At 70.2% G+C, this 24,326-nt stretch carries 25 protein-coding genes and 1 pseudogene; 18 read left to right on the forward strand and 8 right to left on the reverse strand.

Annotated elements, in window-relative coordinates; translation table 11 throughout:
- Window positions 1-26 precede the first annotated feature (26 nt).
- From dnaK to AC5L30_RS03730, 5 genes are all read left to right on the forward strand, one after another.
- Entirely contained in the window at window positions 27-1,895 is a 1,869-nt protein-coding gene (dnaK, locus tag AC5L30_RS03710) for a molecular chaperone DnaK (RefSeq protein WP_355417396.1), read from the forward strand.
- 48 nt (window positions 1,896-1,943) lie between these two features.
- A complete protein-coding gene (gene grpE, locus AC5L30_RS03715) occupies window positions 1,944-2,702 on the forward strand; it encodes a nucleotide exchange factor GrpE (RefSeq protein WP_494865392.1) in 759 nt (252 codons plus the stop codon).
- Window positions 2,703-2,787: 85 nt separating this feature from the next.
- Window positions 2,788-3,969 (forward strand): molecular chaperone DnaJ, encoded by a 1,182-nt coding sequence (dnaJ, locus tag AC5L30_RS03720; RefSeq protein WP_494865393.1) that lies wholly within the window; start codon window positions 2,788-2,790, stop codon window positions 3,967-3,969.
- Between the two features lie 30 nt (window positions 3,970-3,999).
- The gene (locus AC5L30_RS03725) at window positions 4,000-4,440 is read left to right on the forward strand and encodes a heat shock protein transcriptional repressor HspR (RefSeq protein WP_377523913.1); all 441 of its coding nucleotides are present in this window, start codon (window positions 4,000-4,002) and stop codon (window positions 4,438-4,440) included.
- Window positions 4,441-4,578: 138 nt separating this feature from the next.
- Complete coding sequence (locus AC5L30_RS03730) at window positions 4,579-4,773, forward strand: hypothetical protein (RefSeq protein WP_494865394.1); 195 nt, start codon at window positions 4,579-4,581, stop codon at window positions 4,771-4,773.
- 84 nt (window positions 4,774-4,857) lie between these two features.
- Here the strand turns inward: AC5L30_RS03730 and AC5L30_RS03735 are convergent, their stop codons facing one another.
- Entirely contained in the window at window positions 4,858-5,289 is a 432-nt protein-coding gene (locus AC5L30_RS03735; protein WP_112677468.1) for a hypothetical protein, read from the reverse strand.
- A 118-nt stretch (window positions 5,290-5,407) separates the two neighbouring features.
- Between AC5L30_RS03735 and AC5L30_RS03740 the strand changes: the two are divergent.
- Window positions 5,408-5,647: pseudogene (locus AC5L30_RS03740) on the forward strand (GNAT family N-acetyltransferase); the annotation flags it as partial.
- Here the strand turns inward: AC5L30_RS03740 and AC5L30_RS03745 are convergent.
- The 3 genes from AC5L30_RS03745 to AC5L30_RS03755 form a co-directional block, all read right to left on the reverse strand.
- Complete coding sequence (locus AC5L30_RS03745) at window positions 5,636-6,850, reverse strand: cation:proton antiporter (protein ID WP_494865396.1); 1,215 nt, start codon at window positions 6,848-6,850, stop codon at window positions 5,636-5,638. The pseudogene AC5L30_RS03740 and the gene AC5L30_RS03745 overlap by 12 nt on opposite strands.
- A 5-nt stretch (window positions 6,851-6,855) precedes the next feature.
- Window positions 6,856-7,356, reverse strand: coding sequence for a cation:proton antiporter regulatory subunit (locus AC5L30_RS03750; protein ID WP_030332098.1), 501 nt, complete (start codon window positions 7,354-7,356; stop codon window positions 6,856-6,858).
- A gap of 204 nt (window positions 7,357-7,560) precedes the next feature.
- Window positions 7,561-8,697, reverse strand: coding sequence for an epoxide hydrolase family protein (locus tag AC5L30_RS03755; RefSeq protein ID WP_494865397.1), 1,137 nt, complete (start codon window positions 8,695-8,697; stop codon window positions 7,561-7,563).
- Window positions 8,698-8,782: 85 nt separating this feature from the next.
- Here AC5L30_RS03755 and AC5L30_RS03760 point away from each other — a divergent pair, with 85 nt between their 5' ends.
- The 10 genes from AC5L30_RS03760 to AC5L30_RS03805 all read left to right on the forward strand — a co-directional run bounded on the left by AC5L30_RS03760 (window position 8,783) and on the right by AC5L30_RS03805 (window position 17,746).
- On the forward strand, window positions 8,783-9,427 hold the full coding sequence (locus AC5L30_RS03760) for a TetR/AcrR family transcriptional regulator (RefSeq protein WP_494865398.1): 645 nt from the start codon (window positions 8,783-8,785) through the stop codon (window positions 9,425-9,427).
- A gap of 85 nt (window positions 9,428-9,512) precedes the next feature.
- Window positions 9,513-12,104 carry an ATP-dependent chaperone ClpB gene (clpB, locus tag AC5L30_RS03765; RefSeq protein WP_494865400.1) on the forward strand — a complete coding sequence of 864 codons (2,592 nt, stop codon included), beginning with the start codon at window positions 9,513-9,515 and terminating at the stop codon, window positions 12,102-12,104.
- Between the two features lie 120 nt (window positions 12,105-12,224).
- Window positions 12,225-12,605 (forward strand): hypothetical protein, encoded by a 381-nt coding sequence (locus tag AC5L30_RS03770; RefSeq protein WP_494865402.1) that lies wholly within the window; start codon window positions 12,225-12,227, stop codon window positions 12,603-12,605.
- Window positions 12,606-12,674: 69 nt separating this feature from the next.
- Complete coding sequence (locus tag AC5L30_RS03775; RefSeq protein WP_494865404.1) at window positions 12,675-13,526, forward strand: hypothetical protein; 852 nt, start codon at window positions 12,675-12,677, stop codon at window positions 13,524-13,526.
- An 82-nt stretch (window positions 13,527-13,608) separates the two neighbouring features.
- Window positions 13,609-14,193, forward strand: a complete 585-nt coding sequence (locus AC5L30_RS03780) for a DUF4178 domain-containing protein (protein WP_494865406.1) — start codon at window positions 13,609-13,611, stop codon at window positions 14,191-14,193.
- 92 nt (window positions 14,194-14,285) lie between these two features.
- On the forward strand, window positions 14,286-15,053 hold the full coding sequence (locus AC5L30_RS03785) for a hypothetical protein (RefSeq protein ID WP_494865407.1): 768 nt from the start codon (window positions 14,286-14,288) through the stop codon (window positions 15,051-15,053).
- 72 nt (window positions 15,054-15,125) lie between these two features.
- The gene (locus AC5L30_RS03790) at window positions 15,126-15,782 is read left to right on the forward strand and encodes a hypothetical protein (protein WP_494865408.1); all 657 of its coding nucleotides are present in this window, start codon (window positions 15,126-15,128) and stop codon (window positions 15,780-15,782) included.
- 10 nt (window positions 15,783-15,792) lie between these two features.
- On the forward strand, window positions 15,793-16,602 hold the full coding sequence (locus AC5L30_RS03795; RefSeq protein ID WP_494865410.1) for an SDR family NAD(P)-dependent oxidoreductase: 810 nt from the start codon (window positions 15,793-15,795) through the stop codon (window positions 16,600-16,602).
- A 169-nt stretch (window positions 16,603-16,771) separates the two neighbouring features.
- Complete coding sequence (gene pyrE / locus AC5L30_RS03800) at window positions 16,772-17,311, forward strand: orotate phosphoribosyltransferase (RefSeq protein WP_112586136.1); 540 nt, start codon at window positions 16,772-16,774, stop codon at window positions 17,309-17,311.
- A gap of 57 nt (window positions 17,312-17,368) precedes the next feature.
- A complete protein-coding gene (locus AC5L30_RS03805; protein ID WP_030332125.1) occupies window positions 17,369-17,746 on the forward strand; it encodes an ArsR/SmtB family transcription factor in 378 nt (125 codons plus the stop codon).
- 167 nt (window positions 17,747-17,913) lie between these two features.
- On the opposite strand, the gene AC5L30_RS03810 is transcribed toward AC5L30_RS03805, so the two are convergent.
- From AC5L30_RS03810 to AC5L30_RS03825, 4 genes are all read right to left on the reverse strand, one after another.
- Window positions 17,914-18,735 carry a DedA family protein gene (locus tag AC5L30_RS03810; RefSeq protein ID WP_494865413.1) on the reverse strand — a complete coding sequence of 274 codons (822 nt, stop codon included), beginning with the start codon at window positions 18,733-18,735 and terminating at the stop codon, window positions 17,914-17,916.
- A 129-nt stretch (window positions 18,736-18,864) separates the two neighbouring features.
- Window positions 18,865-20,433: an LPXTG cell wall anchor domain-containing protein gene (locus AC5L30_RS03815; RefSeq protein WP_494865415.1), complete on the reverse strand. Its 1,569-nt coding sequence runs from the start codon at window positions 20,431-20,433 to the stop codon at window positions 18,865-18,867.
- A gap of 256 nt (window positions 20,434-20,689) precedes the next feature.
- Entirely contained in the window at window positions 20,690-22,270 is a 1,581-nt protein-coding gene (locus tag AC5L30_RS03820; protein WP_494865417.1) for an LPXTG cell wall anchor domain-containing protein, read from the reverse strand.
- 147 nt (window positions 22,271-22,417) lie between these two features.
- On the reverse strand, window positions 22,418-22,630 hold the full coding sequence (locus tag AC5L30_RS03825; protein WP_196928848.1) for a hypothetical protein: 213 nt from the start codon (window positions 22,628-22,630) through the stop codon (window positions 22,418-22,420).
- A gap of 124 nt (window positions 22,631-22,754) precedes the next feature.
- Between AC5L30_RS03825 and AC5L30_RS03830 the strand changes: the two genes are divergently transcribed.
- Window positions 22,755-23,138, forward strand: a complete 384-nt coding sequence (locus AC5L30_RS03830; RefSeq protein WP_030491363.1) for a phage holin family protein — start codon at window positions 22,755-22,757, stop codon at window positions 23,136-23,138.
- Window positions 23,139-23,274: 136 nt separating this feature from the next.
- The gene (gene fbaA / locus AC5L30_RS03835) at window positions 23,275-24,300 is read left to right on the forward strand and encodes a class II fructose-bisphosphate aldolase (RefSeq protein WP_091396140.1); all 1,026 of its coding nucleotides are present in this window, start codon (window positions 23,275-23,277) and stop codon (window positions 24,298-24,300) included.
- Window positions 24,301-24,326: the final 26 nt, after the last annotated feature.

Here is a 24,326-nt window from a genome sequence, read left to right on the forward strand (position 1 = left end):
CAACCTTACGAAGCGAGGAAGCGAAGATGGCACGTGCGGTCGGTATCGACCTCGGCACGACGAACTCCTGCGTCAGCGTTCTCGAGGGCGGTGAGCCCACCGTCATCGCCAACGCTGAGGGGTCGCGGACGACTCCGTCGATCGTCGCGTTCGCCCGCAACGGCGAGGTGCTCGTCGGTGAGGTCGCCAAGCGCCAAGCGGTGACCAACCCGGACCGGACGATCCGGTCGGTCAAGCGCGAGGTCGGCACGAACTGGTCCGTCGACATCGACGGCAAGAAGTACACCCCGCAGGAGATCTCGGCCCGGACGCTGATGAAGCTCAAGCGGGACGCCGAGGCGTACCTGGGCGAGCAGATCACCGACGCGGTGATCACCGTCCCGGCCTACTTCAACGACAGCCAGCGCCAGGCCACCAAGGAGGCCGGTGAGATCGCCGGCTTCAACGTGCTGCGGATCGTCAACGAGCCGACCGCGGCCGCCCTGGCGTACGGGTTGGACAAGGGCTCCAAGGAGCAGACCGTCCTGGTCTTCGACCTCGGCGGCGGCACCTTCGACGTGTCGCTGCTGGAGCTGGCCGAGGGCGTCATCGAGGTCAAGTCGACCAGCGGTGACAACCACCTCGGTGGCGACGACTGGGACCAGCGGATCATCGACCACCTGGTCAAGACCTTCCGCGGCGAGCACGGCATCGACCTCGGTCAGGACAAGATGGCCCTCCAGCGGCTCCGTGAGGCCGCCGAGAAGGCCAAGATCGAGCTGTCCGCCGCCACCACCACCAACATCAACCTGCCGTACATCACCGCCGGCGCGGCCGGCCCGCTGCACCTCGACGTGACGCTCAGCCGGGCCGAGTTCCAGCGGATGACGCAGGACCTGCTGGACCGGTGCAAGGGCCCGTTCGAGCAGGCCGTGAAGGACGCCGGGATCAAGATCTCCGACGTCGAGCACGTCATCCTGGTCGGCGGTTCGACCCGGATGCCGGCCGTGACCGACCTGGTCAAGCAGCTCACCGGTCGCGACCCCAACAAGGGCGTCAACCCGGACGAGGTGGTCGCCGTCGGCGCCGCCCTCCAGGCCGGTGTGCTCAAGGGTGAGGTCAAGGACGTCCTGCTGCTCGACGTGACCCCGCTGAGCCTGGGCATCGAGACCAAGGGCGGCATCTTCACCAAGCTGATCGAGCGCAACACCACCATCCCGACCAAGCGTTCCGAGGTCTTCACCACGGCGGACGACAACCAGCCGTCGGTGCTGATCCAGGTCTTCCAGGGGGAGCGGGAGATCGCGGCCTACAACAAGAAGCTCGGCACCTTCGAGCTGACCGGCCTCCCGCCGGCGCCGCGCGGCGTGCCGCAGATCGAGGTCGCCTTCGACATCGACGCCAACGGCATCGTCAACGTGCACGCCAAGGACCTGGGCACCGGCAAGGAACAGAAGATGACGATCACCGGCGGCTCCTCGCTGCCGAAGGACGACATCGAGCGGATGCGCCGGGACGCCGAGGAGCACGCGGAGGAGGACAAGCGCCGCCGCGACGACGCCGAGACCCGCAACGTGGCCGAGGCGCTCCAGTGGCAGACCGAGAAGTTCCTCGCCGAGAGCGGCGACAAGCTGCCCAGTGAGAACCGTGAGCAGCTCAACGAGGCGCTCGGCGAGCTGCGCGGCGCCCTCGGCGGTCAGGACATCGAGAAGATCAAGTCCGCGCACGAGAAGCTGGCGCAGGTCTCCCAGCAGGCCGGCTCGCTGCTCTACTCGCAGCAGGCCGAGCAGGGTCAGCAGCCGGGTGGCGAGCCCGGCCCGGGTGCGACCGGCGCGACCGGCGCCACCGGCGCGCAGGCCGGCGGCGCCGACGACGTGGTCGACGCGGAAATCGTGGACGAGGACGGCAAGAAGTGACCGTCGGCCTCCGACACGTGTCCACCGCGAAGGGGATGAGGTAGCCGCATGACGCAGAAGCCACGAGCCGCCGACCCGGGCGACACCGGGTCGACGCCGGGTGGCTCCGCGCCCACGGAGCCGACCACCGGCGACGGGGAGCGGGTCGTCATCCGCAACAACCGCAAGCTCGTCGACACCTCCGAGCCGGAGGGGACCGCGACCGACGCGGAGACCGGCGCACCGGCCGAGGGTCTGGTCGAGGACGCCGAGGTCGTGGTCGACGAGATCGAGGTCGAGGTCAACTCCACCGACGGTCCGGAGCCGTCCGGTCCGCCGGTGGTGGACGCCCCGGCGCAGCCGGTGGACGGCGGCGGCACGGGCACCTCGCTCGGCGCCGAGCTGGAGGCGCTCCGGGCTGAGCTCGACGAGCGGACCAGGGACCTGCAACGGGTGTCGGCGGAGTACGCCAACTACCGCAAGCGGGTCGACCGTGACCGCAGTCTCGTGCAGGAGCAGGCGACCGGCTCGGTGCTGGCCGCGCTGCTGCCGATCCTGGACGACCTGGACCGGGCCCGGGAACATGGCGACCTGGTCGGGCCGTTCGGCACGGTGGCGGAACAGCTCACCACCGCGCTGGGCAAGTTCGGCCTGAACGCCTTCGGCGAGCAGGGCGACCCGTTCGACCCGACCCGGCACGAGGCGGTCGCGCACCAGACCTCGGCCGACGTCAGCGAGCCGACCTGCGTACAGGTCATGCGACGCGGCTACCAGCTCGGTGAGCGGCTGCTGCGCCCCGCGCTGGTCGCGGTCGCGGATCCGGAATAGTGCCAGACAGTGACCCGGCCGTCCCGCCCACCGCGCAGCGGTGGGCGGGACGGCCCGGCCACCAGGGTCGGAAGGAGGTGGACCGGTGAGTTCGAAGGACTGGATCGAGAAGGACTTCTACGCCGTGCTCGGCGTGGACAAGGCCGCCTCCGCGGATGACATCAAGAAGGCGTACCGCAAGGTGGCCCGGGAGTCGCACCCGGACCACAACCCGGGCGACCCGAAGGCCGAGGAGCGGTTCAAGGCCGCGTCCGAGGCGTACAACGTGCTGTCGGACAGCGGGCGCCGTCGCGAGTACGACGAGATGCGTTCGCTCTTCGGCTCGGGCGCGTTCCGGCGTGGCGCCCGGGGTGGGGGCCAGCCGGGCGGCATGCCGTTCGACGTCTCCGACATGTTCGGCGGCGCCGGGGGCGGCGATCGCCGCTTCGGAGGCGCCGGCTTCCAGGACCTGTTCAGCTCGATCTTCAGCGGGGGGCAGGCCGGTGGGCAGGCCGCGCCACGCGGTCCGGCCCGTGGTCGGGACGTGGAGACCGAGGTGGCGCTGGACTTCGGCGACGCGGTGCGTGGGGTGACGCTGCCCCTGACGCTGCGCGCGCCGGGAGTCTGTGACACCTGCCATGGCAACGGGGCCAAGCCCGGCACCCAGCCGCGGACCTGCCCGGTCTGTCATGGCGCCGGCGTGACCACCCGCAACCAGGGGTCGTTCAGCTTCTCCGAGCCGTGCCGCAACTGCCAGGGTGTCGGCACCGTGGTCGAGGAGAAGTGCCCGGAGTGCCACGGCAGTGGCGGTGTCACGAAGACCCGCACCATGAACGTGCGCTTCCCGGCCGGGGTGGCCGACGGTCAACGCATCCGGTTGGCCGGGCGCGGCGAGCCGGGCGAGCGCGGTGGCCCGGCCGGTGACCTCTTCGTGCAGGTCAAGGTTCGGCCGGACGAGCTGTTTGGGCGTACCGGAGACGACCTGACGCTGACTGTGCCGGTCACCTTCGCGGAGGCCGTGCTCGGCACGGACCTGCGGGTGCCCACGCTCGACGGCGCGGTGACCCTGCGGGTTCCGCCGGGGACGCCGAGCGGGCGGGTGCTGCGGGCCCGCGGCAAGGGTGTGGTCCGCCGCGACGGGCAGGCCGGTGACCTGCTGGTCACGTTGGACGTGGTGGTGCCGGCCCGCTTGTCGGACGAGGCGCGCACGGCGCTGGAGTCGTTCGCCGAGCAGACCCCGCCGGCGGCACGGGAACATCTCGACGCACGGGTGCGTCGAGTCAGTTAGTCCGGTGGAATGGACGCGGAGGTGAGCGGGATGTCGGGCGAGTTCCTCGGTTCGGGCGACCCTGCCTACGAGGCCAAGGTGCTGATGATCTCGGTGGCGGCGCGGATGGCGGGGATGCACCCGCAGACCCTGCGCCAGTACGACCGGCTGGGGCTGGTGCAGCCCGGGCGGGCCGCTGGCGGCGGGCGTCGCTACAGCGTCCGGGACGTGGTGCTGCTGCGCGAGGTGCAGCGGCTCAGCCAGGACGACGGGATCAACCTGGCCGGCGTCAAGCGGATCATCGGGCTGGAGCGGCTGCTGGAGCAGGCGCAGCAGCGGGTGGCCCGGTTGGAGGCCGAGCTGGACGCCGCGTACCGCCGGGTGGCCGAGCTGGAGTCGCTGGCCCGCTTCCCGGGCCGGGATCTGGTGCCGACCAACCGCACCTCCACCGCCCTGGTGGTGTGGCGTCCCCGCCGTGCACCTGATCGCTGACCTGCCACTCACCCGGATCTGTCTTCTCGGCCCGGACCGCGCTGGATTTCCCGGCGGGGTCCGGGCCGCTTCGGTTAGCCTGTCGATAAGGGTCCAATCGGCTTAATCCGGACCTACCGGCATGGCGAGGGGGAAGCGATGGCGGAGCCGGCGAAGAAGGTGGCCCAGCAGACGGAGGACCGGTTGGAGAACCTGGCCGAGACCGTCCGCGAGAAGTTCGACAAGGTGACCAAGGGGACCTACCGGGACCGGATCATCGCCGGCCGGTTCGCTGAGGACGGCAACCACGCCGGCGAGCGGGGCCGCGGCGAGGCGGAACGCAAGCAGGACTGACCGGTGACCGACGTGCGGGCCGGGACTCACGGGGGGTCCCGACCCGTTCGCCGTCATCGGGGGTCTCGCGGCCCGTTCGCTGTCTCAGCCGAGGCGGCGGTTTTCGCGGACCAGGCCGCCCTCGCACCAGTCCCGGTAGACGAAGAGATCCGGTCGAGCCAAAAGCACCCGGCCGTTGTGCGCCCAGACCTTCATCAGCTCGTCGCCGTCACGCTCGGCCTGTTCGACGAGCTTGCGGAAGCGGCGCTTCGGGTGGGCGCGGAAGTTCGTCCGGATGCCGTCGGCCGCGTAGATGTAGAGGCAGTGCAGCGCGAAACGCCGGGCCGGGCAGGTCGGATCCATGGCTAACTCGAAAAGCGTCAACACCAGTCGGTCGCCGGAGACCAGCAGGTCCCAGTCGGGTGGCATCGAGGCCAACGGCACCGAATCGGGCTTGTACGCCCAAGCTCGCAACTCCGCCGGAGTCGGATCGACGGGGTTGGCGAAGCCGTGGAACGTCGACTCTTGCACGCTCACCGGCCAACCTTCCGCTCTCGCCCGCGTCTGGCAACGCTGCCTGCGGACCCTGGCTGCTGGGGCGAAACGGTAACCCGCCGCCGGGTGCTGCGGTAGTCCCCATGGGGAGCAATTCCGCAACCGTTGGCATGGGCGGGTCCGTCGGGCTTCGATCGAGGATCTCGCTGTACACCCCGACTGGCGCTCCCAGCGTGTCGGCTCAAGGCTCCTGGGGGCGGCCAGGGCGTGGGCGCACGAACAGGGCGCCGACTACGTCTTCCTGGAGTCCGGTCTGGCCCGAACCGAGGCGCACCGCTTCTACCTCCGCGAGCGCGCGACCCATGCAGCCGCAGCGTTCAGGTGGAGCTCAGTGAAGTGAGTCGACGACCGGGGTCGGCTCCCGCCGCTGGGCCGCCGCGCGGGTGCGCAGCCACCGCTTGAACCACGGGAAGTCGGGCAGCCGGGCCAGAATCGGCCCGGTCACCACGGTGATCAGGACGTACGTCGCGGCCAGAGCCGCCAACCGCGGCTCGACGCTTCCGGCGGCCACCGCGAGCCCGGCGATGACGATGGAGAACTCACCTCGCGGTACGAGTGCCAGGCCGGCCCGCCACCGACCGGGTTCGGCGATGCCGACCCGGCGGGCGGCGAGGTAACCGGTGAGCGTCTTCGTCGCCATGGTGACCACGGCCAACGCGAGCGCCGGCAGCAGCACCGGCGGAATGTCCCGTGGGTCGGTGACCAGGCCGAAGAAGACGAAGAACACTGCCGCGAACAGGTCGCGCAGCGGCGAGAGCAGTTCGGTCGCGTGGTGTGCCACCGGGCCGGAGAGCGCGATGCCGACCAGGAACGCGCCGACCGCCGCCGACACCTGGAGCTTCGCCGCGAGACCGGCGATCAGCAGGGTCAGACCGAGTACGCCGAGGAGCAGCGCCTCCGGGTCCTTCGCCGACAGGGCAGAGGAGATGAGGTGGCCGTACCGGATGGCGACCACCAGGACGAGCAGCACCGTGCCCACCGCGACGGCGAGCGCGATGCCGCCACCGAGCAGGCCGGTGCCGGCCAGGACGGCGGTGACCAGCGGCAGGTAGAGCGCCATCGCCAGGTCCTCGATCACCAGGACCGAGAGGATCACCGGGGTCTCCCGGTTACCGAGTCGTCCCAGGTCGGCGAGGACCTTGGCGATCACGCCCGAGGAGGAGACCCAGGTGATGCCGCCGAGTACCAGGGCGGCGACCCAGTCCCAACCGAGCAGTAGGGCGAAAGCCGCGCCGGGCAGCGCGTTGAACACGCCGTCGATCAGCCCTGCGGGGGCCGCCGACCGGAGGTTGCCGACCAGTTCGTTGGCTGAGTACTCCAGGCCGAGCATCACCAGCAGCAGGATGACGCCGATCTCGGCGCCCACCGCGAAGAACTCCTCGCTGGCGGCGAGCGGAAGTAGCCCACCGTGCCCGAACGCCAGCCCGGCGAGCAGGTAGAGCGGGATGGGTGACAGGCCCACCCGGCGGCTGAGCCGACCGAGGACGCCAAGCAGCAGCAGCAGCGCGCCGACTTCGACGAGCAGAGTGGTGGAATCGTGCATCCGCCTCAGCCGTCCGGGTCACTGTCGGCGAGGATGGCGGACACGCCGTCGAGACCCCGTCGGGTCCCGACAACGACCACCACGTCGCCGGCCGCGAAGCGGAAGGAGGGGAGTGGCGAGACGATCACTTCGCCTTCGCGCAGCACTGCCACGATGGAGGCGCTGGTGCGGGTACGCGCCTTGGTGTCGCCGAGCTTCCGGTTGACGTACGGGGAACCGGCCGTGATGGCGATCTGCTCGGTGAGCAGACCGGCGGCCTGCTCGCGGAGCCCGGAGAGCTGACCGAGCATCAGCGACGCGCCAAGAATGTCGGCCAGAGCCTCGGCCTCGTCGTCGGTCAGCGGGATGTCCGACTGGCAGGCGTCAGGGTCGTCGGGATCGTAGAGGACGAGATCACGGCGGCCGTTGCGGTGGGAAACGACGCCCAGGCGGCGTCCGGACTCCGTCACCAGATCGTGACGTACCCCGATCCCGGGTAAGGCGGTCTGCTCGACACGTACTCGCACTCTCCAAGGCTACCGCTTTGTGAACAGATCGCAGATCTTGGACAGACGGCGCCCCTCGGGCCGAGGCATCCGACCGTGATCGACTCGGTTTTCATGATGTCGCGGTGTCCTGGCGGTCCGGATACCGCGACTTTCTGGAAGTCGAGTGGATCAAGCGGTCGGCGCCCGCCCCGGTCGAGCGGAGCGGGCACCGATCAATTCGGGTCAGCGGAGGCTGGCGAAGAACTCGCGGATGTCGGTGACCAGAACGTCGGTGGCCTGGTGGGCCGCGTAGTGGCCGCCGACGTCGCCGCGACCGGCGACGTCGGTCTCGTACGCCGTCCACCGGACGATGTTCGCGTGGTCCCGCTCGGCGAAGCGGCGGATCGACTGGAAGTCGCCGGGGAACATGGCCAGCGCGGTCGGAGCGGTGGTCGGCTCGGTCGGCGGCTCGCCGGCGTGCGCGTCCTCCCAGTAGAGCCGGATCGCCGAGGCGGCCGTGCCGGTGAACCAGTAGAGCGCCACGTTGGCCAGGACGAAGTCGGCATCCAGGCTCTCGTCGAAGAGCTGGGCGTTCCAGGCGAGCAGCCCCACCGGCGAGTCGGCCAGCGCGAACGCCAGGGTCTGCGGCTGCTGACTGTGCACCTGGTTGAAGGAGAACTTGTTCTCGTAGAACCACTGGAGGTGCCCGAGCGCCGCCTGGTCCGCCTCGGAGAGCCCGGCGAACTCGGCCGGGTCACCCGAGGGGAACGAGAAGAGTTGGGTGACGTGCACGCCGAGCACCCGCTCCGGAGCGACCCGGCCTAGCTCGGGCGCGACCATCGAGCCGGCGTCGTTGCCGACCGCGCCGTAGCTGTCGTACCCCAGGCGGTTCATCAGCTCGGCCCAGGCGCGGGCGGTGCGGAACCGGTTCCAGCCGGCGCTGCGGGTCGGGCCGGAGAAGCCGAAGCCGGGCAGCGACGGGATGACCACGTGGAAGGCCGGCGCGTCCAGGTCGGTCGGCTCGGTGAGCGGGGCGATCACGTCGAGGTACTCCAGCACCGAGCCGGGCCAGCCGTGGGTGAGCACCAGCGCGGTGGCGTCCGGCCGGGACGACCGGACGTGCAGGAAGTGGATCTGCTCGCCGTCGATCTCGGTGACGAACTGCGGGTGAGCGTTCAGGCGGGCCTCGACGGCACGCCAGTCGAACCCGTCCCGCCACCGGTCGACGAGGGCGCGGACCCGGTCGTTGCTCATCCCGTACGAGTCGCCCGCTCCGGGCAGGTCGGCGGGCCAGACGGTGCGGCCCAGCCGGGCGGCCAGGTCGTCGAGGGCGGTCTGCGGGATCTCGACGCGGAACGGGCGGATCGCGGTGTCGCTCATGCCGGAACTCCTTCGGAACGGAATGTTTCGTTCTGCAATCACCATAGCAGAGCGGAACGATCCGTTCCACTGTTAGGCTGAGGGCATGTCAACGACTTCCGGAAAGACGCTGGGCGGTCGCCGCGCCCAGGCCGCCCGCAACGACGAGGTCATCCTCGAAGCTGCCCGCGCCGTCTTCCTCGACGACCCGAAGGCGCCGATCGCCGCCGTCGCCGAACGCGCGGGCGTCGGCATCAGCGCGCTCTATCGGCGGTACGCGGGCAAGGAGGACCTGCTGCGCCAGCTCTGCCACGACGGCCTGCGCCGGTACGTGGCGGAGGCTGAGACCGCCCTCGCCGAGCCGGACGACTGGGCCGCGTTCACCGGTTTCCTGGCCCGGGTGGTCGACGCCGACGTGCACTCGCTCACCGTCCATCTGGCCGGCACGTTCACCCCGACCGAGGAGATGGGTCGGGACGCGAGGCGCGCCGGCGAGCTGGCCACCGTCCTGGTCGACCGGGCCCACGCCAGCGGGCGGCTGCGCCCTGACGCGGTCGTACACGATCTGGGGTTGTTGCTGGAGGCGTGCGCCGCGGTCCGCGTACCCGATCCGGAGCGGACCCGCCAACTGCGCCGCCGGCAGCTCGCGGTCCTGCTGGCCGGCCTGTCGTCGGTGCCGGACGCGGACCCGCTGCCCGGCCCGCCCCCGGCGGCCGGCGAGTTCGACTGGCGGTGGCGGCGCCGGGAGTGATGGGCATCACGCGCTAAGGTTGAGCGGAATACGCTCAACTCTGGTTGTGTCCAACCCAATGGACAACGCCGATCCGGGGGAGCCCATGAACACCGAAAGACTCACCACCAAGAGCCGCGAGACCATCACGGGCGCCGTCGCGCTGGCCAACCAGCGTGGTCACGCCACCGTGGAGCCCTGGCACCTGCTGCTGTCACTCCTGGACACCGACGGCTCGACCGCCACCGGTCTGCTGCGCGCCGTCGGGGCCGACCCGACCGAGCTGCGCCAGACCGCCCAGCGTGCGGTCGACAACCTGCCGGCCGCCCGCGGCTCCAGCATCGCCGAGCCGACGTTGGCTCGGGAGTTCGTCAACGCCATCGGCGCCGCCGAGCAGATCGCCCGGCCGCTGGGCGACGAGTACACCTCCACCGAGCACCTGCTCGCCGGCCTGGCCCGGGTGGGCGGCGCGGTGTCCGGCGCGCTGAAGACCGCTGGGGCCACCGAGGAGGCCCTGGTCGCGGCCTTCCCGACCGTTCGCGGTGGGGACCGCCGGGTCACCACTGCCGACCCCGAGCAGACCTACCAGGCCCTGACCAAGTACGGCGTCGACCTCACCGCCAGCGCCCGGGACGGCAAGATCGACCCGGTCATCGGCCGGGACTCCGAGATCCGTCGGGTCATCCAGGTGCTCTCCCGGCGTACCAAGAACAACCCGGTGCTGATCGGCGAGCCGGGCGTCGGCAAGACCGCGATCGTCGAGGGCCTGGCCCAGCGGATCGTCACCGGCGACGTGCCCGAGTCACTGCGCGACAAGAAGCTGATCTCGCTGGACCTCGGCGCGATGGTCGCCGGCGCGCAGTACCGCGGCCAGTTCGAGGAGCGGCTCAAGTCCGTCCTGGAAGAGATCAAGAACTCCAACGGGCAGGTCATCACGTTCCTCGACGAGCTGCACACCGTCGTCGGCGCCGGCAAGGGCGAGGGCTCGATGGACGCCGGCAACATGCTCAAGCCGATGCTGGCCCGTGGTGAGCTGCGGATGGTGGGCGCCACCACGCTGGACGAGTACCGCGAGCACATCGAGAAGGACCCGGCGCTGGAGCGCCGTTTCCAGCCGGTGCTGGTCGGCGAGCCGACCATCGAGGACACCATCGGCATCCTGCGTGGGCTCAAGGAGCGCTACGAGGTGCACCACGGCGTACGGATCACCGACGCCGCGTTGGTCGCCGCCGCGACGCTGTCCGACCGCTACATCACCGACCGGTTCCTGCCGGACAAGGCCATCGACCTGGTCGACGAGTCCGCGTCCCGGCTCCGGATGGAGATCGACTCCCGTCCGGTCGAGGTGGACGAGATCGAGCGGGCGGTCCGCCGGTTGGAGATCGAGGAGATGGCCCTGGCCAAGGAGCCGGACGCCGCCTCGGCCGAGCGGTTGGAGCGGCTCCGCAAGGAGTTGGCCGACAAGCGCGAGCAGCTCACCGTGCTCTCCGAGCGCTGGCAGACGGAGAAGAGCCACATCACCAAGCTCTCCACCGCCAAGGAGGAGTTGGAGCGCCTCGGCGGCGAGGCCGAGCGGGCCGAGCGGGACGGCGAGCTGGAACGCGCGGCCGAGCTGCGCTACGGCCGGATCCCCGCCCTGAAGGTCGAGCTGAAGCAGGCCGAGGAGGAGCTGGCCCAGCTCCAGGCCGACGGCGCGATGCTCAAGGAGGAGGTCGGCGCGGACGACATCGCCGCGGTGGTCGCCTCCTGGACCGGCATCCCCGCCGGCCGCCTGCTGGAGGGTGAGACGGCCAAGCTGCTGCGGATGGAGGATTCGCTGGGCGGCCGGGTGGTCGGCCAGACCGAAGCGGTCGGCGCGGTCTCCGACGCGGTACGCCGTGCCCGGGCCGGTATCGCCGACCCGGATCGCCCGACCGGCAGTTTCCTCTTCCTCGGCCCCACCGGTGTCGGCAAGACCGAGCTGGCCAAGGCCCTCGCCGAGTTCCTCTTCGACGACGAGCGGGCGATGGTCCGCATCGACATGAGCGAGTACGGCGAGAAGCACTCGGTCGCTCGCCTGGTGGGTGCGCCGCCCGGCTACGTCGGCTACAACGAGGGTGGTCAGCTCACCGAGGCGGTGCGCCGCCGGCCGTACTCGGTGGTGCTGCTGGACGAGGTGGAGAAGGCCCACCCGGACGTCTTCGACGTGCTGCTCCAGGTGCTCGACGACGGCCGGCTCACCGACGGACAGGGCCGCACCGTGGACTTCCGGAACGCGATCCTGATTCTCACGTCCAACCTCGGGTCGTCGGTCATCAGCGACCTCACGCTCGCCGATGAGCAGCGCCGGGAGGGTGTGCTGGCCGTGGTCCGGTCGCACTTCAAGCCGGAGTTCCTCAACCGGCTGGACGACATCGTGGTCTTCGCCTCGCTGCGCGGGGACGACCTGCGCTCCATCGTCGACATCCAGCTGGACCGGATGCGGCGGCGGTTGGCCGACCGCAGGCTGGGCCTGGAGATCACCGACGCCGCCCGGGACTGGCTGGCCGAGCACGGCTACGACCCGATCTACGGCGCTCGCCCCCTCCGCCGCCTGGTCCAAACGGCAATCGGAGACCAACTGGCCAAGGCGCTGCTCTCTGGGACGATCCACGACGGCGAAACGGTGAAGGTGGACCGCGCCACCGAAACCAACACCCTCTCCGTAACCGCCGCCTGACCCACCCCTGATGCTTCCCTGCGTTGATCATGAAGTTATTGCCCGACTACGCGGCGTGTCGGGACAATAACTTCATGATCACCGGGGTCGAAGTGGGGTGGATGGGGAAAGAGTTGGGGCATGTTTGGGATTGGGAAGAAATGGGAGCGGGACCTTGGCGCGGCCGTCGACACGTTGGTGGCGGCTGACACGCTCGCCTTCGGGGGCGTTGGCATCGCCGGGACTCTGCTGCCGGTGACGGAGGCGTACGAGCGGGTCTCGGCCGCGCTCGACGACCACCCCGAGGAGGTGCGCCGCCAGCTCGACCGGGTGCTGGCCGACGGCACACCCGCCGGCCGGGCGTACGCGGCCACGCTGCTGGAGCGCGTCGACCCGGAGGCGGCCCGAGCGGCCTGGACGTCGTTGCGGGACGACCCGAGCGAGTTCACCACCTTCGTCGGCTGCGTGATGGACCGCGAAACCCTGGGCACCTACGCCAGCCGGCGGCTAGCCGCAGCATGATCCATTCGCCGGTCGGTGCTGCCCGATTGGTCCTGCCGCTCGCCCATGGCGCGCCGTACGTTGCCAGCCATGAGCCCGCCCGACACGGCGCCGCGTCCGGCCCGCCCGATCACCGTGACCATCGCCTTCTGGCTGCAACTCGCCGTGGTGCTGGTGCTGCTCGGCCTGGCCGCGCTGACGGTGGCTCAGGCGGTGCACTTCGATGGCCAGATCGACCGCGCGGTGCGACTGGTGCCGGACGCCGACCCGGAGGAGGTGGCGGGCGAGCGGCAGGGCAACGTCGCGATGGCGCTGATCCTCGGTGTACCGGCGGTGCTGCTCGCGGTCTGGCTGGCGGTCACCGCCGTCCCGGTCCGGCGGGGCGCCAACGTCGCGCGGATCCTGACCTTCGTCGCCAGTGGCGCGCAGTTGCTGGTCTGCTTCGCGCAGTGCTGCTCCGGAGGGTTCCTCGTGCCCCTGCTGACCACCCCGGAGACCGGCGCGGAGCCGCCACCGGAGTGGGACGAGTGGGAGACCTCGACGTTCTTCGACACGCTCTACGCCGGCACCGATCCCTGGGACGACCTGTTCTTCCCCGCGGCGGGGCTGGGCGTGCTCACCGTCCTGACCCTCTCCACGGCCGTGGTCCTGCTGCTGGCGTTGCCGCCGACGAACCGCTGGTTCGTGCCGGGCACCACGAACCAGGCGCTGCCCGGCCCGGCCTGGGCGATGCCCGCTCCCAGCTACGCGCCGGCCGGCTACGGATACCCGATCCATCCGCTCGGGCCGGGCTTCCTGCCGCCGAACCAGCCGCTCCCACCCGGCTACCTGATCTGCCCCGACCCGGCCGCACACCTGACGCCGGGATTGCCGAGCACGACACCAGGGCCGACCGGACCACCGACAGCGCCACCGGAGGACCGACCCGACGGTCTCCGCTAGCTGAGCTGTCGGCCACAGCGCGGGCCTTCCTGGTGCCCGAGGTTGTTACCGTCTGCGCCGACGTACCTGGGGAGGTGGTCGGGTGGACGCGCTGGTGACATGCCTGGTGGCGGCCGTTGCCGTACTCGCGGTGGTCGTGGTCGTCGTGCGGGCCCGCCGGCGGGCGGCGAGCCGGCCGGATGGCCAGCCGGCGGAGTCGCCGCGCGGCGGCCCGCTCCGCCTGACCCCGGGCGACCGCGTGCGGATCCGCGAGCGGGAGTACGCGGTGAGCGGCACGATCCGTCTGGTCGAGGGCGACTGGAGCTGGGTGCAGCACCTGCTCGACGACGACTCCGGCACCCGACACCGGCTCTCGGTGGAGGACGGTCCGGAACTCGAGCTGGTGCTCTGGACCGCCGAACCGGGCGCCACCGTCACCCCGGGCGCCCCGACCATCGAGCTGGGCGGGCGGCGCTACACCTGGGCCGAGACCGGGCAGGCGCGTTACACCGCCACCACAGAGACCGGGCTGCCGTCGACCGGGACGATGCGCTACCACGACTACCAGTCCGGTGGCGCCGCGCGGCTCTCCTTCGAGGCGTACGGCGAAGAGGGCTGGCGGGTGGCCCGCGGTGAGCTGCTCGACCCGGCCGACCTGACGATCCGCCCCACGCCTGAGGCCCGCTGATCCCGAACGGGCGGGCGCGCCGGGCTCGTCACGGCATGCCGAACTGGCTGGTTGTCGATACGGTGTGGGCGCGATCTTAGGGAAGGAGAATCGTGGTCGATCCCCAGAGCACGCCGGCCCGTCAGCGGCCATCCATTGTGTCGATTTCCAGTTACCTGCTCTTCCTGTTCCTGGCGCTCCAGGTGATCAGTCTGATCATCACGCTCAGCACCTTCGGCAAGACGCGGGACGCGCTTCGTGAGGCGTACGCGGGCAGCACCACCGACGGCGAGCAGGTGGCCGACGTCTTCGCCGTCATCGGCATCGGCGGCAGCATTGTCCTGCTGCTGCTCGCGATCGTGTTGGGCGTGCTGGCCCTCTTCAACAACCAGGGCCGCAACGGTGCCCGGATCACCACCTGGATCGTCGGCGGCATCATGGTCTGCTGCGTCGGCGGTGGCCTGCTCAGCAACGCGGCCGGTGGGTTCAACACCGGTGGCGGTACCGGTGGCGACGGGCCGAGCCCCGAGGAGATCCAGCGCCGCCTGGAGGAGGCCCTGCCCTCCTGGGTCACCCCGGTCAGCCTCCTGCTCGGCGTGCTCAGCCTGATCGCGCTGATCACGGCGCTGGTCCTGCTGGCGCTGCCGAAGGCGAACGCGTTCTTCCGCAAGCCCACCGCGGGCTGGGAGCCGCCGACCCCGGGCGCCAGCTACCCGGGTCAGCCGCAGGCGCCGGGTCAGCCCGGCTACCCGCAGGCATCCGGCGAGCCGGGCTATCCGTCGAGTGGGGAGCCCAGCTACCCGCCGCCACCGGCCGCGAACCGGCCGGACGACACGCCGCCCACGGACCGGCCCGGGTCAACCCCGCCGTCGACGAGCTGACGGCTCGATAAGCACGACGCCGACGATCCCTCCGAGTAGGTTGCAACCCGACGCCTACCGGAGGGATTCGTCGTGTCGTACCCGGAATCGGCACCGGCCCGCCGGCCCGCCGCCGTGCTGTCGGCCGTGACCGTGCTGTTGGTGATGGCGGTCGCCGCCCTCGCGTACGCCGTGCTCGACCTGGTGGTGCTGGGTGGAACGGTCGACGCGTTCCGCTCCGCCGCCCGCGACACCTCGGCGAGCCAGGAGCAGATTGACGACGTGGTGACTCTGCTCCGCGCGTCCGGGGTGCTGTCGGCGGTGGTGGCGGCGCTCTCCGCGCTGCTGCTCGCCGTCCTGGCCCTGGGGCTGCTGGCCGGTCGTAACGGCGTCCGGGTGGCGACCTGGGTGGTCAGCGGGCTCGGCCTGCTCGCCGGCTGTTGCAGCGTGGCGGTGGTCGTCGGCGAACGGGCCGCGCCACTGCAACTGGGCTCCGACGAGCAGGCGCTCGCCGAGTTGCTGGGCCTGATCGGCGACGCGTACCCGGCCTGGTGGATCCCGTTCAACGCCGGGCTTTCCGTCGCACAGGGGCTCGGTTACCTTGTAGTAGCTACGCTGCTGGCGCTGCCGGCGGCGAACAGGTGGTTCGGCCGCCACCGCTCGCCCGCGCCAACCGCACCGCCCATGTTCACGCCCGCCCCGCCCCAGCCCCCGTCGGTGCCACCCGCGCCCCCGTACCCGCCCAGGTGAGGACCGCCCCGTGACGCTCGACCCCACGACTGCCGAGCGCCGAGCCCTGATCACCGGGGCCACCGCCGGCATCGGCGCGGCGTTCACCCGGCGGCTGGCCGCCGACGGCTGGCACCTGGTGCTCGTTGCCCGCGACGCGGCCCGGCTGACCGAGCTGGCCACCGAGCTGGGTTCCGCGTACGGCCGCGAGGTGGAGACGATCCCAGCGGATCTGTCCACCGACGACGGCTGCGCCACCGTGGAGCAGCGGCTCGCCGACGGCAGCCCGGTGCACCTGCTGGTCAACAATGCGGGGATCAGTCTGAACAAACCGTTCCTGCGCTCGACGGCGGAGGACGAGGCGAGGCTGTTGCGGCTCAACGTGCACGCGGTCATGCGGCTGACCCTGGCGGCGCTTCGACCGATGACCGAACGGCGAAATGGGGCAGTGATAAATGTCTCTTCGGTCGCTGGTTTCGGTACGGCGATGCCCGGATCGACGTACTCGGCCAGCAAGGCGTGGGTCACCAACTTCAGTGAGTCCGTCGGCCAGTCGACGCGGCCGTTCGGCGTTCAGGTGATGGCCCTCTGCCCCGGCTACACCCGCACGGAATTCCACCAGCGGGCCGGCATCAACATGTCCAAGACGCCGGAGTGGCTGTGGCTGCGGGCCGAGGACGTGGTCGACGAAGCCTTGCGTGACCTGCGCAAAGGCAAGGCCGTCAGCATTCCGGCGTGGAAGTACAAGGTGGTCGTCGCCGGCATGCGACACGCGCCGCGACGGCTGCTCCAGGCGGTCGCGCGGGACACCCGCGGCCGGATCGGTCGCGACGAGCGCTGAGCTTCGACCGGCCCGCCGACCCCGAGCGAACGGTGGGACGGGGTTGGCGCGCCGCTGTCGGCCCAGTCGCTGAGCGTAGTCGAACATCGCCAGTCATCGGTTCCCCCCGGGGCTGATCAGGGTGGACCCCGCACACGGCGTTCAGAGTTGCGCAGTAACCTCTATCGCCATGGGGGACCACGACGACCTGCGTAAATTCATTACCGACCTGGCTGTGGTCCACGGGCGGGTCGTGCTCTCGTCGGGGCGCGAGGCAGACTGGTACGTGGATCTGCGGCGCGTCACGCTCCATCACCGGGCCGCTCCTCTGGTCGGCCGGGTGCTGCTCGACCTCACCGCCGATTGGGAGTTCGACGCTGTCGGTGGCCTCACCCTGGGCGCGGACCCTGTCGCGCTCTCGATGCTGCACGCCGCCGCTCCGACCGGCCGGGCCCTGGACGCCTTTGTGGTGCGCAAGGCGGGCAAGGCCCACGGTCTTCAGCGACGGATCGAGGGACCGGAGGTGGCCGGCCGCCGAGTGTTGGCGGTGGAGGACACATCCACGACGGGCGGAAGTGTTTTGACCGCGGTCGAGGCGCTTCGCGAGGCCGGGGCGGAAGTCGTGGGCGTGGTGGTTATTGTTGATCGAGGCGCCGGCGACGCGGTGCGAGCCGCCGGATTGCCGTACCGGGCGGCCTATACGTTGGCTGACCTCGGCCTTGTGGCGTAAAAGTCTGCCGATTCGGATCTGCTGATATGCAGGCGGATCGATGCTGCTGGTGGAAGGATGGAATACGTGGGAACTGCGTTGGCCGAAATGACTATGCCTCAGATCTCGCCGCTAAACGGCGAGCCGATCGAACGTGCCGATGCCGAGCGTCTCGCCGGGGTCCTCAAGGCCCTTGCTGATCCTGCTCGGTTGCGGCTGCTCAGCCTGATCCAGTCGGCCCCCGAGGGCGAGGCGTGCGTCTGTGACCTGACGGCGCCGCTCGGCCTCTCTCAGCCGACGGTCAGTCACCACCTGCGCATCCTCACCGAGGCTGGCTTGTTGCAGCGGGAGAAGCGCGGTGTCTGGGCGTACTACAGCCTGGTCCCGAGTGCGATCGCGACGATCGCCGACCTGCTGACCCCGCCGCGTAAGCGGGCCACCAAGAAGGCTCGCTGACGTAGGGCACTACCCGCCGTCCCGAGCCGGGGCGGCGTCCGGTGGCGAGCCAGGGGTGGCGCCACCGGTGGTTGACACCTGCTCGTCCCCGGTCGCACCACCGGAGGCCGGGTTCGACATGCCGACGGCCGACCCCCTCCCCAGGGGGCCGGCCGTCGTCGTACCTCTCAATGGTCCTGACCGTGCTCCGGGCGCTGACGGCCGGGCTGGTGCCGGTCGTGGTCGAACGCCTCGCGGGCCGCCTCCACCGCGCCGGCGGCACTGGCCGCCGCGACCACCGCGACCGCCTCGCCGCGCTTACGAGCCCGCCGGTCGCGCAGGAACTCGAAGAAGATCGGCAGCACCGAGATCAGAATGATCAGGGCCACCACCGGCAGGATGTAGTGGTCGATCTTGTCGCCGATGGCCTGGTAGATCTGCTCGGCCAGCAGGTAGCCGATCAGCAGGATGCCGTCCACCCAGAGCACCGCGCCGACGACGTTCCAGAGCAGGAACTTCTTGGCCGGCATGCCGAGCGCGCCCGCGACCGGGTTGAGGAACGTCCGGACGATCGGAATGAAGCGCGCCAGCACGACGGCCTTCGCCGGGCCGAACTTCTGGAAGTAATACTCGGCCTTCTCCACGTACTCCTTCTTGAAGAGCCGGGAGTTCGGCCGCTCGAACATCGGCCGGCCGTACCGCGCGCCGAGCCAGTGCCCCAGCTGGGCGCCGACGATCGCGCAGATCGGCCCGCCGATCAGCAGGCCGGTAAGGGAGAGTCGGGTGCCGTCGCCGAAGATCGCGTCCGCCACCGGTGACGAGGCGACCCCGGCGAGGAACAGCAGCGAGTCACCGGGGAAGAAGAAGCCCACCAGCAGGCCGGTCTCGGCGAAGAGGATCACCCACACGCCGATCAGCCCAAAGGTCTGCAACAGATCCTTGGGATCGAGCGGGTTCAGGGCGACACTCTCCAGGAGAGCGCGGGTCTTCTCAGCTGTGTCCACGGCCACAAAGGGTACCGAAGCCCAGGGTCCCGGCCGCGCCGGACCGGCCCGTCACCACCCGCCCGCGCCGTGCGCCTCAACGACGATGCCCCGCCGACCGTGGTGGTCGACGGGGCACCGGTGGTGCGGGGTGGATCAGGCGACGAAGCGGGTCCGGCGGCGCTTGGCCACCAGGTAGCCGCCGACGCCGGCGGCGAGCAGCAGCGCGCCGAGGCCGGCGATCAGGCCGGTGGACTGACCGGTGATCGGCAGCGAGGGGCCGTCACCATCGCCGTCGCCACCGCCCGTGCCGCCGGCCGCGTTGACCAGGATCTTGGCGACGTCGTTGGCCGGGTTCAGGTCGTCATAGAAGCCGCCCTCGCACTCGCACGGCACGTTGACCTTGACCGTGCCGGTGGCGTTGGCGATCACCTTGTCGATCCGGAACGTGAACTCACCGGTCAGAGTCTCGCCAGCCGGCGCGAACGGGCCCGGGTAGCAGCGGTATTCGCCGGCACCGGGGGTGCCCGCCTCCGGCCACTCAACGTCACTGCCGGTCCGCGGGGCGCACTCCATCGGTACCTCAACGGCGGTGGTGCCGGTCGGGACCGTCACGTCGACGTACGTCACGTTGGAGTCGCTGCGGAGGTAGTCCAGCGTCGCCGGACCGTTGTTGCGGAAACCGAGGGCGGCCGTCAGCTCGGCACCCTTCTTGCCGTTGAGCGTGGCGCCGACGGCCTCAAGGTCGGCGCCGTTCTTGCCGGTGACGTCTACCTGCAACCCGCTGAAGTTGTTGCTGGGGTCGGTGTCGGTCTGCACGGCGCGGGCCGCGCGAGCGGCGGAGACCGCCTTCAGCGACAGCGTCTTGCCGGTGCCGCGCTGGGCCTTTTGGGCACCGACCTCCTCGCGGATTCCGAGGAGGTCCTCGAAGTCGGCCGGGGTCATGAACCAGGCGTAGCTGTTTTCGCGACCTGGCGCGTAGGTGTCGGTGGCCAGTTCGTAGTTGAAGGTCGCCGTCGCGCCCCCGGAGGCCGGGATCTTCTCATCGAACTCGCAGGCGAAGAGGAAGTCTTCGGCGTAGAGGCAGTTGTCGAACCGCTCCTTGGTCCGGATGCCGTAGTCGGTGTCGAACATGGCCACGACGCCATCGACCTCAGTCGAACCGACATTGAACACCGTCACCGGGGCTTGGAACTTGCCGCCGGGTGCCGCCGTCACCTTGGTATCCGGCCCGCCCTGCAGGTCGACACCCTCGCCTACCCGGATCCGGGAGGCGTAGCTGGCGACGTCCTTGCCGGCGGCCTTGAGGCTGATCTTCAGCTCACCGGTGTCGCCGTTCGCCGCCTTGCCGGTCGGTGCGATGACGACCTCGCCGAAGAAGCCGCCGTACAACTCGTCGACGGTGACCGGCGCGTGTTCGCGGCAGAGCAGGACGCCCTCGCCGTCGGCGGTGCAGTCGTTACCGCTCTCGCCCGCCAGCGTGATCTTGCCGGCGAGGCTGCTGTAGTCGTAACGAACCGAGACCTCGTTGAGCACCGTGGACTCGCTGCCGTACAGGGCCGGTGACCGCACGACGCCAGGCGAGTCGGCGGCGACGGTGACGTCCTCGAAGTACAGGTCGAACTCGGCCGCAGGAGCGGCGACGGCCGGGCTGGCGGAGGCAGCGACGAACGCGCCTGCTACGCCCAGTCCGGCGAGCCAACGCCGGGTGGAGTGGGTGAGCATGAGGGGGTTCCTCCAGTTGGGGGATCAGGTGGAGCCTGCGGATCTTAAGGAACCGCTAAGGCTGACGGCAGCCCTCAAAGCCGCCCGCTGAGCAAGACGAACCAAAAGGTTGATCAGAGTCACCGCAATGTTCGATCGGTCCGCTTCCGTCATCTGAGGCAGGAGCCCCCGGGAGGTGCAGTGACGGACGAGGAGTTAGCGACGACGCCCCGCCGGCCCGGGTACGGGCGGCGGGGCGCCGGTCGAGCGGGGTTGGTCAGGCGACGGGGCGGGTGCGCCGGGGTCGGGCGAGCAGATAGCTGCCCACACCGGTGACGAGCAGCAGGGCGCCGATGCCGGCGATCAGGTTGGTGGGGGCGCCGGTGATGGGCAGCGAACCACCACCACCACCACCGCCACCATCGCCATCGCCCTCGTCATCGCCTTGGCCACCGCCGCCCTGGGCCGCGTTGACCACGATGGTGGCCCTGTCGTTGGCCGGTTTGATGTCGTCCTGGAAGCCCCCGCCGGCAGGGCACTCGCACGGCGCGTTGACCCGCACCGCACCCCGGGCGTTGGGGATGACCTTGTCGATGCGTAGCCGGAACTTCGTGGTGTAGCTCTGCCCGGCCACCAGCAGCATCTTCGAGGCGCACAGGTACGTGCGGGTGGTGTCCTGCCGCAACTGGCAGCTGTCGGGCACCTCGACGGCGGTGGTGCCCGGCGGCAGCTCCACTGCGGTGTGGGTGGCGGCCTCGAAGTCTCCGTTCGTCTTGTCGAGCGTCGCCGGGCCGTTGTTCCGGAAACCGACGGTCGCCGTGACGACGGCGCCGGCCCTGCCCTTGAGCGTGGCGCCGATCGCCGCGAGGTCGGTGCCGTTCGTGCCGGTGGCCTTGATGATCCATCCGGTGTAGTCGTTGCCCGGGGCGACGTCGGTCTGGTCGGCCTTTCGCATCCTGCCGGGTGCCTCGGTCAGAGTCAGTTCCGGACCGCTGCCGCGGGTGGCCGCCCGGGCACCGACGGCTGCCCGTACCCGGGTCAGGTCCTCGAAGTCGGCCGTGGTCATGAACTGGGCGTAGCCGGACTGGTTGGTCGGCGCGTAGGTGTCCTTGCCGAGTTCGAGGTTCAGCGTGGCGACGAGCCCGGTGCCCACCGGGATGTCCTCGTCGAACTGGCAGGAGACCAGGTGGTCATCGGAGTAGCGGCAGTTGCTGAACCGGTCCTTGGTGCGGATCGAGTAGGCGAGGTCGAAGACCGCGACGAATCCGTTGACGACCGTGTCGCCGGCGTTCGCCACGGCCAGCGGCACCGTGAACTTCCCACCCGGCTTGGCGGAGAGGGTGGTGAACTCGCCGCCGGCCAGGTCGACCCCCTCGCCGACCCGGACGCGCGAGGTGTAGCTGCCGCGCCACCCGCCGGCCGCCTGGAAGCTCACGGCGACCTCCCCGGAGTCGCCGAGCTGCGCATCGTCGGTGGCAGCGATGCGAACCTGCTTTGCCCCGTTGCGGTAGACCCCGCTGCCGAGCGGCGCCATCTCGTACAGGACGACATCGGCGGGCTCCGTGCAGACGAGAACGCCCGGCTCCGGCGCGGTGCACTTCTGGCCGTCGGCGGGAGTCACAGTGATCTTGTTGGCCAGGGAGCGGTAGTCGTACCGCACGGAGACGTCGCTGAGGACCGTCGGCTCGTCGGCGTACAGGAACAGGGTGCGGCTGGTCGGCGTCGCGCCGATGGCCAGGGTGGCGTCCTGGAAGTAGGGCTCGATCGTGGGCGCGGCGACGGCGGGGGTGGCGGAGGCGGCGACCAACGCGCCGGCGGCGCCGAGCCCGGTCAGCCAGCGGAGCGAGTGCTTGAGCATGGGGGTCCTCCCGTGGAGATACAGGTGGCGCTCGTCCAACCTAGGGACGCACCGACTTCTCCGGTAACCCCTTCGGATCGATATTTGTCTAATGATCCGAACGGCTGAACACCTCTGTCGCAACGGGCAGCCGACCCTACGACGGAGTCAGCGGTAGTCGTCCTCGTCCCCGGTGACCACCCGGGCCTGCTCCATCGCGTCCCAGTCGTCGACCTCCAGGCCACGGTGCGGCTCACTGTCGACGTCGGTGGGGCCGGCGACCGTGGCCTGCTCGACCGCGTCGGCCGGGTCCGCCTCGGGGTCGCGTTCGTTGGGCGCGAGGTGGTCGCCGGGGGTGAAGTCCTCGTCGGGCTGACCCATCATCCCTCCCGGGGGTCTCGGGGCACGGTTCCCACCCACCGTACGGGCTGAGCCGGCGCGCCGCCCGGAAGCGGAGTAGGCGGAATCAGCCCTCGGCGACGTGACCCGGTGCCAGGATGGGGCCGTGGGCTTCCTCATCAGACTGGCGATCACCGCGGTCGCGTTGTGGATAACCACGCTGATCGTGCCCGGAGTCGACGTGCACGGCCGCTCCGGTGGCAACACCGTCCTTACCCTCATCGTGGTGGCGCTGATCTTCGGCGTCATCAATGCGGTGCTCAAGCCCGTGATCCGGGTTGTCGGCTGCGTGTTCTACCTGCTGACCCTGGGCCTGTTCGCGCTGGTGGTCAACGCGTTGCTGTTCCTGCTCACCGACCGGATCGCCCGCGGACTCGACCTGCCGTTCCAGGTGGACGGATTCTGGCCGGCGTTCTGGGGAGCCATCGTGATGACCGTGGTGACCTGGTTGATCAGCGTCATCGTGCCGGACAACCTGGACCGCCGGTGAACGGCTAGCACCCGGGTCGGTTGTTCCGGCACACCTCACCTGCGGGATACTTCCGGGCGGAGGACAGCGCGGTCCGGCGCACAAATGAAGAACAGCGGCCAGCACGGCCGAGAGTGGTAAGTAAGGAGCACATCACATGCCCATCGCTTCCCCCGAGGCTTACGCGGAGATGCTGGACCGCGCCAAGGCTGGCCGGTACGCGTACCCCGCGATCAACGTGACCTCCTCGCAGACGCTGAACGCGGCGCTCAAGGGCTTCGCCGACGCGGAGAGCGACGGCATCATCCAGGTCTCCACCGGTGGCGCCGAGTACCTCTCCGGCCCTTCGATCAAGGACATGGTCACCGGCGCGGTGGCGTTCGCCGCGTACGCGCACGAGGTGGCCAAGAAGTACTCGGTCAACATCGCCCTGCACACCGACCACTGCCCGAAGGACAAGCTGGACGGGTTCGTGCGTCCGCTGATGGGCATCTCGCAGGAGCGGGTGAAGCGCGGCGAGGAGCCGCTCTACCAGTCGCACATGTGGGACGGCTCGGCCGTGCCGGTCGCGGAGAACCTTGAGATCGCCGCGCAGCTGCTCGACGAGGCCGCCAAGGCCAAGATCGTCCTTGAGATCGAGGTCGGCGTCGTCGGTGGCGAGGAGGACGGCGTCGAGAACGCCATCAACGACAAGCTCTACACCACCACCGATGACGGTCTGGCCATGGTCGAGGCGCTCGGCCTCGGCGAGAAGGGCCGCTACATGGCGGCGCTGACCTTCGGCAACGTGCACGGCGTCTACAAGCCGGGCAACGTCAAGCTGCGTCCGGAGATCCTCAAGCAGATCCAGGACGCCGTCGGCGCCAAGTACGGCAAGGACAAGCCGCTCAGCCTGGTCTTCCACGGCGGCTCGGGCTCCCTGCTGAGCGAGATCCGCGAGGCTCTGGACTACGGCGTGGTGAAGATGAACATCGACACCGACACCCAGTACGCCTTCACCCGCCCCGTCGCGGACCACATGCTCCGCAACTACGACGGCGTGCTGAAGATCGACGGCGAGGTCGGCAACAAGAAGCAGTACGACCCGCGCGCCTGGGGCAAGGCCGCCGAGGCCGGCCTGGCCGCCCGGGTCGTCGAGGCCTGCGAGCACCTGCGTTCGACCGGCACCACGATGACCAAGTAACGACGTCCCACCCGACGGCCGGCTCC

The sequence above is a fragment of the Micromonospora sp. BQ32 genome (genome assembly GCF_059358895.1).

Bases quoted from the DNA above. Each gene is read 5' to 3' on its own strand.
- dnaK (WP_355417396.1), top strand. From the start codon at position 27: ATGGCACGTGCGGTCGGTATCGACCTCGGCACGACGAACTCCTGCGTC.
- grpE (WP_494865392.1), top strand. From the start codon at position 1,944: ATGACGCAGAAGCCACGAGCCGCCGACCCGGGCGACACCGGGTCGACG.
- AC5L30_RS03725 (WP_377523913.1), top strand. From the start codon at position 4,000: ATGTCGGGCGAGTTCCTCGGTTCGGGCGACCCTGCCTACGAGGCCAAG.
- AC5L30_RS03730 (WP_494865394.1), top strand. From the start codon at position 4,579: ATGGCGGAGCCGGCGAAGAAGGTGGCCCAGCAGACGGAGGACCGGTTG.
- AC5L30_RS03745 (WP_494865396.1), bottom strand. From the start codon at position 6,850: ATGCACGATTCCACCACTCTGCTCGTCGAAGTCGGCGCGCTGCTGCTG.
- AC5L30_RS03755 (WP_494865397.1), bottom strand. From the start codon at position 8,697: ATGAGCGACACCGCGATCCGCCCGTTCCGCGTCGAGATCCCGCAGACC.
- AC5L30_RS03760 (WP_494865398.1), top strand. From the start codon at position 8,783: ATGTCAACGACTTCCGGAAAGACGCTGGGCGGTCGCCGCGCCCAGGCC.
- clpB (WP_494865400.1), top strand. From the start codon at position 9,513: ATGAACACCGAAAGACTCACCACCAAGAGCCGCGAGACCATCACGGGC.
- AC5L30_RS03770 (WP_494865402.1), top strand. From the start codon at position 12,225: ATGTTTGGGATTGGGAAGAAATGGGAGCGGGACCTTGGCGCGGCCGTC.
- AC5L30_RS03775 (WP_494865404.1), top strand. From the start codon at position 12,675: ATGAGCCCGCCCGACACGGCGCCGCGTCCGGCCCGCCCGATCACCGTG.
- pyrE (WP_112586136.1), top strand. From the start codon at position 16,772: ATGGGGGACCACGACGACCTGCGTAAATTCATTACCGACCTGGCTGTG.
- AC5L30_RS03805 (WP_030332125.1), top strand. From the start codon at position 17,369: ATGGAATACGTGGGAACTGCGTTGGCCGAAATGACTATGCCTCAGATC.
- AC5L30_RS03815 (WP_494865415.1), bottom strand. From the start codon at position 20,433: ATGCTCACCCACTCCACCCGGCGTTGGCTCGCCGGACTGGGCGTAGCA.
- AC5L30_RS03820 (WP_494865417.1), bottom strand. From the start codon at position 22,270: ATGCTCAAGCACTCGCTCCGCTGGCTGACCGGGCTCGGCGCCGCCGGC.
- AC5L30_RS03825 (WP_196928848.1), bottom strand. From the start codon at position 22,630: ATGGGTCAGCCCGACGAGGACTTCACCCCCGGCGACCACCTCGCGCCC.
- fbaA (WP_091396140.1), top strand. From the start codon at position 23,275: ATGCCCATCGCTTCCCCCGAGGCTTACGCGGAGATGCTGGACCGCGCC.